At 66.2% G+C, this 12022-nt stretch carries 3 protein-coding genes and 1 pseudogene; 3 read left to right on the top strand and 1 reads right to left on the bottom strand.

From position 1 onward, the window contains the following. Window positions 1-114: 114 nt before the first annotated feature. Both DCN14_RS37905 and DCN14_RS39130 read left to right on the top strand, forming a co-directional pair. Window positions 115-2439, top strand: coding sequence for an ESPR-type extended signal peptide-containing protein (locus tag DCN14_RS37905; RefSeq protein WP_096501069.1), 2325 nt, complete (start codon window positions 115-117; stop codon window positions 2437-2439). Beyond that, window positions 2321-2571: pseudogene (locus DCN14_RS39130) on the top strand (hypothetical protein); the annotation flags it as partial. The gene DCN14_RS37905 and the pseudogene DCN14_RS39130, both read left to right, overlap by 119 nt. Here DCN14_RS39130 and DCN14_RS39125 read toward each other — a convergent pair. Beyond that, the gene (locus DCN14_RS39125; RefSeq protein ID WP_172441874.1) at window positions 2497-2793 is read right to left on the bottom strand and encodes a hypothetical protein; all 297 of its coding nucleotides are present in this window, start codon (window positions 2791-2793) and stop codon (window positions 2497-2499) included. The pseudogene DCN14_RS39130 and the gene DCN14_RS39125 sit on opposite strands and share 75 nt — an antisense overlap. Here DCN14_RS39125 and DCN14_RS09315 point away from each other — a divergent pair. Next, entirely contained in the window at window positions 2768-11953 is a 9186-nt protein-coding gene (locus tag DCN14_RS09315) for a hemagglutinin (protein ID WP_275896825.1), read from the top strand. The two genes, DCN14_RS39125 and DCN14_RS09315, sit on opposite strands and share 26 nt — an antisense overlap. The last annotated feature ends 69 nt before the right edge of the window (window positions 11954-12022 follow it).

Below are 12022 nucleotides of genomic sequence, written 5' to 3'. Positions count from 1 at the left end.
CGCATCGTGTTTCCATGCGTTCAGGATCATGAAAATAAATAAGTATTCCTATTTATAAACTCAAGGGCCGTGCGAGGAACAACGTCGTGAGACGGCGCGTGAGCCGAAAAGGTGATGAAGATGAACAAGTCATACCGGACCATTTGGAATGAGTCGCTTGGGGCGTGGGTTGCGGCGTCGGAGCTTGCAACCGCAAGAGGAAAGCGCAGTCGCTCGTCGAAGATTCAGACTGCGGCAGGGTTGCTGCTGATCGGCGCGGTACAGCTGGCGCAAGGGAACACGATTGCGTTTTCTGGTGCGCAGGCTTGTGGAAACAGTGGCGGAGTGGGGCCGGACGGGACGAGATCCTATGCTGCCGGCTCGCTTCCGGTCGATGGCAGCGGCACCTATACGACCGTCGCAGGTTGCAGCGCGAATGGCGCCAATCTTCTCGGGGTCACGCTTTTTGGCGCGTATGCGGCTGCAACGGGCGACGGTGCGGTCGCGTTGGGCATGGGGGCGAGTGCCGGGAAATGGGCGACGTCGCTCGGCTTGCAAACCACTGCATCCGGCGTATCGTCGGTCGCGATCGGTTTCAATGCCACCGCCGCCGGAACGGGGTCCGGGAGTATCGCGGTCGGTAATGCCGCCGTTGCGACGGGGGGATCGAACAGTATCGCGATTGGCACGAATGCCTTTGCGAACGGCGGAGGCGCCGGGAATTCGATGGCGGTCGGCAATCTGGCGACTGCCACGGGAAACAATGCATCCGCGTTGGGGAACGGTGCGGTCGCAAGTAACGTGAATGCGTCGGCACTGGGCACGCAGGCAGTGGCGTCCGGGTCGGCTTCGGTGGCGGCCGGCACCAAGGCAACTGCGTCGGGAGCCAATTCCGTTGCCATCGGAAATACATCCACGGCGGCGGCAGCTTCGGCGGTGGTGCTCGGCGACACGAACGTCGTGGCCGCCACCGCAGGCACGGGCTCGACGGCGATCGGCTACAAATCGAGCGTCACGGGCGGTACCGGCGCCGTGGCCATCGGCAGCCAGCAGACGGCCAGCGGTAACGGTGCCGTCGCCATCGGCGATCCGAACAGCGCGACCGGCACGGGCGCCGTTGCCGTCGGCGCGAACAATACCGCGAACGGGCAAGGCGCGCTCGCGCAGGGCAACAGCAACACGGCGACCGGCCAGGGATCCATCGCGCTCGGCAATACGTCGACCGCCGGCAGCGCGGGCGCGCTGGCGCTGGGCGACACGGCGAGCGTGGCCGCCGCGGCCACAAAAGGCGTCGCGCTCGGCGCGGGGGCGGCGGCCAACAATGCGAACGATGTTGCGCTCGGCGCCAATTCGGTGACGGCCGCGTCGAACCCGACGGCGACGGGCACGATCGGCGGCGTGACGTACAACTACGCGGGCGCGGCGCCGACGAGCGTCGTGAGCGTGGGCGCCGCCGGTGCGGAGCGCCAGATTACCAACGTGGCGGCGGGGCGCGTGACGGCGACCAGTACCGACGCGATCAACGGGTCGCAATTGTTCGCGACCAACACGGCGATTAACAGCCTGTCGACGTCGACGTCGACGGGTCTTTCAACGGCGACGAGCTCGATCACGTCGCTGTCGACGTCGGCATCGACGGCGATCGTTGCAGCGAAGACGCATTACTACAGCGTGAATGACAACGGCACGCAGCAGGGCAACTACAACAATGACGGCGCCACGGGTGCCAACTCGCTCGCGGCCGGGGTGGCGGCGTCGGCGTCGGGGGTAAGCAGTATCGCGATCGGCAAGGGCGCGCTGGCATCGAATCAGAGTGCCTCCGCGCTCGGCGACTCCGCCACCGCTTCCGGCACCGGCGGTTTGGCGCTGGGCTTCGGGACGGTGGCATCGGGCTATTCGTCCATGGTAATCGGGAATACATCGACCGCATCGGGCCAGGGAAGCGTGGCGATGGGGACCGGCGCGCAGGCGATTGCAAATGGGGCCTACGCACTGGGGTCGAGTGCAACGGCGTCAGGCGTTTCGAGCCTGGCGGCGGGCATCAACACGAAAGCGATCGGTGGCAATTCCGCCGCGCTCGGGCAAGGTTCGATCGCGACCGGTTCGCTTTCTCTTGCCGCGATGCAAGGCGCGAATGCATTCGGTGATAGCAGCGTCGCGCTGGGCGTGAACAGTCAGGCGGGCGCATCGGGTTCGACGACGCTCGTCGACGACGTGTCGATCGGGAAGAATTCGACGGCGAGCGGAGGATCTTCCGTTTCGCTTGGGGTGGCCTCGAAGGCTCTGGCTGGTTCAGGTGTTTCGATCGGCAATAGCGCGAGCGCGGTTGCCGCGGGGGGGGGTGGCGCTCGGCCAAAACGCGGCGGCCAACAATGCGAACGATGTCGCGCTGGGCTCGCGGTCGGTGACGGCGGCGGCGAATCCGACGGCGACGGGTACGGTCGGCGGCGTGACATATAACTATGCCGGTACGACGCCGGCTAGCGTGGTGAGCGTGGGCGCGCCGGGCGCGGAGCGTCAGATCACGAACGTGGCGGCCGGTCGGGTCACGGCGACGAGTACGGATGCGATCAACGGGTCGCAGTTGTTCGCGACGAACACGGCGATCAACAGTTTGTCCACCTCGACGTCGACGGGGTTGTCGAGTGCGACGAGTTCGATCACATCGCTGTCGACGGGTTTGTCGTCGACGAACAGCAGCGTGACGTCGTTGTCGACGTCGACGTCGACAGGGTTGTCGAGCGCGACGAGTTCGATTACGTCCTTGTCGACCTCGACGTCCACAGGCTTGTCGAGCGCGACAAGTTCGATCACGTCACTGTCTACCTCGACTTCGACGGCGATCGAGGCGGCGAAGACGCACTACTACAGCGTGAACGACAACGGCACGCAGCAAGGCAACTACAACAACGACGGCGCGACCGGCATCAACGCGCTGGCGGCCGGGACCAACGCCACGGCGGCAGGTGCAAGCGCGGTGGCGGTCGGCGACGGTGCGACTGGCAGCGCGGCCGGTACGGTAGCAGTGGGTCAGAACGCAGTGGCGAACAACGCCGGTGACGTGGCGCTGGGCGCGAACTCGGTGACGGCGGCGGCGAATCCGACGGCCTCGGGCACGGTGGGCGGCACGACCTACAACTACGCGGGTGCGACGCCGACGAGCGTGGTGAGCGTGGGCGCACCAGGTGCTGAACGTCAGATCACGAACGTGGCGGCGGGTCAGGTGACGGCAACCAGTACGGATGCGATCAACGGTTCGCAACTGTTCGCGACGAACACGGCGATCGACAGCCTGTCGACGTCGACGTCAACCGGTCTGTCGAGTACAACGAGTTCGATCGCGTCGCTGTCGACCTCGACCTCGACGGGTATCGGCTCGTTGTCGACGGGGCTGTCGTCGACGGACAGCAATGTGGCGTCGCTGTCGACGTCGACGTCCACGGGTCTGTCGAGCGCGACGAGTTCGATTACGTCCTTGTCGACCTCGACGTCGACCGCGGTCAACGCCGCGAAAACGCACTACTACAGCGTGAACGACAACGGCACGCAGCAGGGCAACTACAACAACGACGGCGCGACCGGCATCAATGCGCTGGCGGCGGGTACGAATGCCACGGCGGCAGGCGTAAGCGCGGTGGCGGTCGGCGACGGTGCGACTGGCAGCGCGGCCGGTACGGTTGCAGTGGGTCAGAACGCAGTGGCGAACAACGCCGGTGACGTGGCGTTGGGTTCGAACTCGGTGACGGCGGCGGCGAATCCGACGGCCTCGGGCACGGTGGGCGGCACGACCTACAACTACGCGGGCACGACGCCGACGAGCGTGGTGAGCGTGGGCGCGCCGGGCGCGGAACGCCAGGTCACGAACGTGGCGGCGGGTCAGGTGACGGCGACGAGCACGGATGCGATCAACGGTTCGCAACTGTTCGCGACGAACACGGCGATCGACAGTCTGTCGACGTCGACGTCCACAGGCCTGTCGAGCACGACGAGTTCGATCACGTCCTTGTCGACCTCGACCTCAACAGGCATTACGTCGCTGTCGACGGGTCTGTCGTCGACGGACAGCAATGTGGCGTCGCTGTCGACGTCGACGTCCACGGGCCTGTCGAGCGCGACGAGTTCGATTACGTCCTTGTCGACCTCGACGTCGACCGCGGTCAACGCGGCGAAGACGCACTATTACAGCGTGAACGACAACGGCACGCAGCAGGGCAACTACGATAACGACGGCGCGACCGGCATCAACGCTCTGGCGGCCGGGACCAACGCCACGGCGGCAGGTGCGAGTGCGGTGGCGGTGGGCGACGGCGCGAACGCGAATTCTGATGGCGCGGTGGCAATCGGCCAGAACGCGATGGCCACGGGCGGTCAGGCCGTATCGATCGGCGTGGGCAACACGGCGAGCGGTGACGGCGCGGTGGCGATCGGCGATCCGAACGTCGCGACGGGCACGGGTGCGGTGGCGATGGGCGCGAACAACACGGCGAACGGTCAGGGCGCGGTGTCGCTGGGCAACGCGAACGTCGCGACGGGCCAGGGTTCTGTCGCGTTGGGCAACACGTCGTCGGCGAACGCAGCGGGTTCGATCGCGCTCGGTTCGAACGCGGTGGCGAACAACGCGAACGATGTGGCGCTGGGTTCGAACTCGGTGACGGCGGCGGCGAATCCGACGGCCTCGGGCACGGTGGGCGGCACGACCTACAACTACGCGGGTGCGACGCCGACGAGCGTGGTGAGCGTGGGCGCACCAGGTGCTGAACGTCAGATCACGAACGTCGCAGCCGGTCAGGTGACGGCGACGAGCACGGATGCGATCAACGGTTCGCAACTGTTCGCGACGAACACGGCCATCGACAGTCTGTCGACCTCGACATCAACCGGTTTGTCGAGCACGACGAGTTCAATCATGTCTTTGTCGACCTCGACCTCAACAGGCATTACGTCGCTGTCGACGGGTCTGTCGTCGACAGACAGCAACGTGACGTCGTTGTCGACGTCGACGTCCACGGGTCTGTCGAGCGCGACGAGTTCGATTACGTCCTTGTCCACCTCGACCTCGACCGGCATTACGTCGCTGTCGACGTCGACATCCACGGGTCTGTCGAGCGCGACAAGTTCGATCACGTCACTGTCTACCTCGACTTCGACAGCGATCGAGGCGGCGAAGACACATTACTTCAGCGTGAACGACAACGGCACGCAGCAAGGCAACTACAACAACGACGGCGCGACCGGCATCAACGCGCTGGCGGCGGGTACGAATGCCACGGCGGCAGGTGCAAGCGCGGTGGCGGTCGGCGACGGTGCGACCGGCAGCGCGGCCGGTACGGTTGCAGTGGGTCAGAATGCAGTAGCGAACAACGCTGGCGACGTGGCGCTGGGTTCGAACTCGGTGACGGCGGCGGCGAATCCGACGGCCTCGGGCACGGTGGGCGGCACGACCTACAACTACGCGGGTGCGACGCCGACGAGCGTGGTGAGCGTGGGCGCACCAGGTGCTGAACGTCAGATCACGAACGTGGCTGCGGGTCAGGTGACGGCGACGAGCACGGATGCGATCAACGGTTCGCAACTGTTCGCGACGAACACGGCCATCGACAGTCTGTCGACCTCGACATCAACCGGTTTGTCGAGCACGACGAGTTCAATCATGTCTTTGTCGACCTCGACCTCAACAGGCATTACATCGCTGTCGACGGGGCTGTCGTCGACGGACAGCAATGTGGCGTCGCTGTCGACGTCGACGTCCACGGGTCTGTCGAGCGCGACGAGTTCGATTACGTCCTTGTCCACCTCGACTTCGACGGGCATTACGTCGTTGTCGACGGGTCTGTCGTCGACGGACAGCAACGTGACATCGCTGTCGACCTCGACGTCCACGGGTCTGTCGAGCGCGACGAGTTCGATTACGTCCTTGTCCACCTCGACTTCGACGGGCATTACGTCGTTGTCGACGGGTCTGTCGTCGACGGACAGCAACGTGACATCGCTGTCGACCTCGACGTCCACAGGCTTGTCGAGCGCGACAAGTTCGATCACGTCACTGTCTACCTCGACTTCGACGGCGATCAATGCGGCGAAGACTCATTACTTCAGCGTGAACGACAACGGCACGCAGCAGGGCAACTACAACAACGACGGCGCGACCGGCATCAATGCGCTGGCGGCGGGTACGAATGCCACGGCGGCAGGTGCGAGCGCGGTGGCGGTCGGCGACGGTGCGACTGGCAGCGCGGCCGGTACGGTTGCAGTGGGTCAGAACGCAGTGGCGAACCACGCCGGTGATGTGGCGCTGGGCGCGAACTCGGTGACGGCGGCGGCGAATCCGACGGCCTCGGGCACGGTGGGCGGCACGACCTACAACTACGCGGGTGCGACGCCGACGAGCGTGGTGAGCGTGGGCGCACCAGGCGCTGAACGTCAGATCACGAACGTCGCAGCCGGTCAGGTGACGGCGACGAGCACGGATGCGATCAACGGTTCGCAACTGTTCGCGACGAACACGGCGATCGACAGTCTGTCGACGTCGACGTCCACAGGCCTGTCGAGCACGACGAGTTCGATCACGTCCTTGTCGACCTCGACCTCGACGGGCATCACGTCGCTGTCGACGGGGCTGTCGTCGACGGACAGCAACGTGGCGTCGTTGTCGACCTCGACATCCACGGGCTTGTCGAGCGCGGCGAGTTCGATTACCTCCTTGTCCACCTCGACCTCGACGGGCATCACGTCGCTGTCGACGGGGCTGTCGTCGACGGACAGCAATGTGGCGTCGCTGTCGACGTCGACGTCCACGGGCTTGTCGAGCGCGGCGAGTTCGATTACCTCCTTGTCCACCTCGACTTCGACGGGCATTACGTCGCTGTCGACGGGGCTGTCGTCGACGGACAGCAACGTGACATCGCTGTCGACCTCGACGTCCACAGGCTTGTCGAGCGCGACAAGTTCGATCACGTCACTGTCGACCTCGACTTCGACGGCGATCAATGCGGCGAAGACTCATTACTTCAGCGTGAACGACAACGGCACGCAGCAGGGCAACTACAACAACGACGGCGCGACCGGCATCAACGCGCTGGCGGCGGGGACGAATGCCACGGCGGCAGGCGCAAGCGCGGTGGCGGTCGGCGACGGTGCGACTGGCAGCGCGGCCGGTACGGTAGCAGTGGGTCAGAACGCAGTGGCGAACAACGCCGGTGACGTGGCGTTGGGTTCGAACTCGGTGACGGCGGCGGCGAATCCGACGGCCTCGGGCACGGTGGGCGGCACGACCTACAACTACGCGGGTGCGACGCCGACGAGCGTGGTGAGCGTGGGCGCACCAGGTGCTGAACGTCAGGTCACGAACGTGGCAGCGGGTCAGGTGACGGCAACCAGCACGGATGCAATCAACGGTTCGCAACTGTTCGCGACGAACACGGCCATCGACAGCCTGTCGACGTCCGCGTCCACGGGTCTGTCGAGCGCGACGAGTTCGATCACGTCCTTGTCCACCTCGACTTCGACCGGCATTACGTCGCTGTCGACGGGTCTGTCGTCGACGGACAGCAACGTGGCGTCGTTGTCGACCTCGACATCCACGGGCTTGTCGAGCGCGGCGAGTTCGATTACCTCCTTGTCCACCTCGACCTCAACAGGCATTACGTCGCTGTCGACGGGGCTGTCGTCGACGGACAGCAATGTGGCGTCGCTGTCGACGTCGACGTCCACGGGCTTGTCGAGCGCGGCGAGTTCGATTACCTCCTTGTCCACCTCGACTTCGACGGGCATTACGTCGCTGTCGACGGGGCTGTCGTCGACGGACAGCAACGTGACATCGCTGTCGACCTCGACGTCCACAGGCTTGTCGAGCGCGACAAGTTCGATCACGTCACTGTCGACCTCGACTTCGACGGCGATCAATGCGGCGAAGACTCATTACTTCAGCGTGAACGACAACGGCACGCAGCAGGGCAACTACAACAACGACGGCGCGACCGGCATCAACGCGCTGGCGGCGGGGACGAATGCCACGGCGGCAGGTGCAAGCGCGGTGGCGGTGGGCGACGGCGCGACCGGCAGCGCGACGGGCGCGGTAGCAGTGGGTCAGAATGCAGTGGCGAACAATGCCGGTGACGTGGCGTTGGGTTCGAACTCGGTGACGGCGGCGGCGAATCCGACGGCCTCGGGCACGGTGGGCGGCACGACCTACAACTACGCGGGTGCGACGCCGACGAGCGTGGTGAGCGTGGGCGCACCAGGTGCTGAACGTCAGGTCACGAACGTGGCAGCGGGTCAGGTGACGGCAACCAGCACGGATGCAATCAACGGTTCGCAACTGTTCGCGACGAACACGGCCATCGACAGCCTGTCGACGTCCGCGTCCACGGGTCTGTCGAGCGCGACGAGTTCGATCACGTCCTTGTCCACCTCGACTTCGACCGGCATCACGTCGTTGTCGACGGGTCTGTCGTCGACGGACAGCAACGTGGCGTCGTTGTCGACCTCGACATCCACGGGCTTGTCGAGCGCGGCGAGTTCGATTACCTCCTTGTCCACCTCGACCTCGACGGGCATCGCGTCGCTGTCGACGGGTCTGTCGTCAACGGACAGCACCGTCTCGTCCCTGTCGACTTCGACGTCGACCGGATTGTCGACGACGAACAGCAGCGTCGCGTCGTTGTCGACTTCCACGTCGACCGCGATCAGCGCGGCGAAGACGCACTATTACAGCGTGAACGACAACGGCACGCAGCAAGGCAACTACAACAACGACGGCGCGACCGGCATCAACGCACTGGCAGCCGGCACGAATGCCACGGCGGCGGGCGCCAGCGCAGTCGCGATCGGTGACGGCGCGACCGGCAGCGCGGCCGGTACGGTAGCAGCGGGTCAGAACGCAGTAGCGAACAACGCCGGTGACGTGGCGTTGGGTTCGAACTCGGTGACGGCGGCGGCGAATCCGACGGCCTCGGGCACGGTGGGCGGCACGACCTACAACTACGCGGGTACCACGCCGACGAGCGTGGTGAGCGTGGGCGCACCGGGCGCGGAACGCCAGATCACGAACGTGGCAGCGGGTCAGGTGACGGCAACCAGTACGGATGCGATCAACGGTTCGCAACTGTTCGCGACGAACACGGCGATCGACAGTCTGTCGACGTCGACGTCCACGGGTCTGTCGAGTACAACGAGTTCGATAGCGTCGCTGTCGACCTCGACCTCGACGGGTATCGGCTCGCTGTCGACGGGTCTGTCGACGACCGACAGTAACGTTGCATCGCTGTCCACGTCGACGTCGACCGGCATCGGTTCGTTGTCGACCGGGTTGTCGACGACCAACAGCAGTGTCGCCTCGCTGTCGACTTCCACGTCGACCGCGGTCAACGCGGCGAAGACGCACTATTACAGCGTGAACGACAACGGCACGCAGCAGGGCAACTACGATAACGACGGCGCGACCGGCATCAACGCTCTGGCGGCCGGGACCAACGCCACGGCGGCAGGTGCGAGTGCGGTGGCGGTGGGCGACGGCGCGAACGCGAACTCTGACGGCGCGGTGGCAATCGGCCAGAACGCGATGGCCACGGGCGGTCAGGCCGTATCGATCGGCGTGGGCAACACGGCGAGCGGTGACGGCGCGGTGGCGATCGGCGATCCGAACGTCGCGACGGGCACGGGTGCGGTGGCGATGGGCGCGAACAACACGGCGAACGGTCAAGGCGCGGTGTCGCTGGGCAACGCGAACGTCGCGACGGGCCAGGGTTCTGTCGCGTTGGGCAACACGTCGTCGGCGAACGCAGCGGGTTCGATCGCGCTCGGTTCGAACGCGGTGGCGAACAACGCGAACGATGTGGCACTGGGTTCGAATTCGATGACGGCGGCGCCGAACCCGACATCGTCGAGCACGATCGGTGGCACGACCTACACGTTTGCCGGCGGCACGCCGACGAGCGTGGTGAGCGTGGGCGCGCCGGGCGCGGAACGCCAGGTCACGAACGTGGCGGCGGGTCAGGTGACGGCGACGAGCACGGACGCGATCAACGGCTCGCAACTGTTCGCGACGAACACGGCCATCGACAGCCTGTCGACCTCCTCGTCGACCGGCCTGTCGAGCGCGACGAGTTCGATCGCGTCGCTGTCCACGTCGACCTCGACCGGCATCGGTTCGCTGTCGACCTCGATGTCGACGGGCCTGTCGAGTGCCACCAGCTCGATCGCGTCGCTGTCCACGTCGACGTCGACTGGCATCGGCTCGCTGTCGACCGGCCTGTCGACGACGAACAGCAACGTGGCCTCGCTGTCGACCTCGACGTCGACGGGCCTGTCAAGCGCGACGAGCACGATCACGTCGTTGTCCACGTCGACTTCGTCGAGCATCAGTTCGCTGTCGACGTCGACCTCGACCGCGATCAACGGAGCGAAGACGCACTACTACAGCGTGAATGACAACGGCACGCAGCAAGGCAACTACAACAACGACGGCGCGACCGGCATCAATGCGCTGGCGGCCGGCACCAACGCAACGGCGGCGGGTGCGAGCGCGGTGGCGGTCGGCGACGGCGCGAACGCCAGTGCGGCCGGTGCGGTGGCCGTGGGTCAGAACGCGGTGGCGAGCAACGCCGGCGACGTCGCGCTGGGCGCGAACTCGGTAACGGCGGCGGCGAATCCGACCGCATCGGGCACGGTCAACGGCGCGAGCTACGCCTACGCCGGCGTGACGCCGACAAGCGTGGTGAGCGTGGGTGCGCCGGGCGCGGAGCGCCAGATCACCAACGTCGCTGCGGGCCGCGTGTCGGCGACGAGCACCGACGCGGTGAACGGGTCACAGTTGTATGCGACCAATCAGGCGGTCGACAACCTGGGCAATACGGTCGACAACATCGAGAACGGCGGCGGGATCAAGTACTTCCACGCGAACTCGACGTTGCCGGACAGCCAGGCGCTCGGCGCGGACAGCGTGGCGATCGGGCCGAACGCGATCGCCGCCAACGCGGGCGACGTGGCGCTCGGCGCGGGCTCGGTGACGGCGGCGGCGAATCCGACCGCGTCGGGCACGATCGGTGGCGTGACGTACAGCTACGCCGGCGCGAATCCGACGAGCGTGGTGAGCATCGGTGCGCCGGGCGCAGAGCGGCAGATCACCAACGTGGCAGCGGGTCAGGTGTCGTCGACGAGCACCGACGCGGTGAACGGTTCGCAACTGAACACGGCGTTCCAGGCGATCAACAGCCTGTCGACGTCGACGCTGTCGAACATCGCGTCGCTGTCGACCAGCGAGGGCGGGAATAGCTCGCTGATCACGTCGCTGTCGACGACCATCAGCCGGCTGTCGACCACGGCTATCGCGAACGGCTCGCACTACTACAGCGTGAACGACGGCAGCGCGCAGCAAGGCAACTACGACAACAGCGGCGCGACCGGTTCGAACGCGATGGCGCTCGGCCCGAACGCGACGGCGTCCGGCGCGAACGGGCTGGCGCTCGGTAACGGGGCGAACGCCGGCGCGGACGGCGGCACGGTGATCGGCGCGAACGCACTGGTGTCGGGCAGCAACGGAACGGCGCTCGGCACGGGCGCCACGGCGGCGGCGGCCGGTTCGGTCGCGCTGGGGGCGAACTCGGTGGCGAGCGAGGCGAACACGGTGTCGGTCGGTGCGCCGGGTAGCGAGCGGCGCATCACCAACGTCGCGGCGGGCGTCAATCCGACCGATGCGGTGAACGTGTCGCAACTGGGCGCGGTGCAGCAGGACGTCAATAACGTGGCGCGCAAGGCCTACGCGGGTGTCGCGGCGGCCACGGCGTTGACGATGATTCCGGAAGTCGATGCCGGCAAGACGCTGGCGGTCGGGATCGGCGGGGCGAGCTACCAGGGCTATAGCGCGGTCGCGTTCGGCTTCACGGCACGGCTGTCGGAGAACCTCAAGCTGAAGGGCGGGGTGAGCGGCGGCAGCGCGGGGTACACGTACGGAGCCGGGATCGGCTATCAGTGGTAACGCGCGATGCGGCGCGTCCGGGCTCGAGCGGTCCGGGCGCGCTGCCGATCGAGGCGCGTATCGCCTCTC

Origin of the sequence: Burkholderia sp. IDO3 (genome assembly GCF_003366075.1) — a bacterium.
In the GTDB taxonomy this organism is placed as follows: domain Bacteria; phylum Pseudomonadota; class Gammaproteobacteria; order Burkholderiales; family Burkholderiaceae; genus Burkholderia; species Burkholderia anthina.
Note: the sequence above shows the minus strand (reverse complement) of the source record. Positions and strands in the feature narration are given on the sequence as shown.

Coding starts and splice junctions, on each gene's coding strand:
- DCN14_RS37905 (WP_096501069.1), top strand. CDS start 115: ATGAAGATGAACAAGTCATACCGGACCATTTGGAATGAGTCGCTTGGG.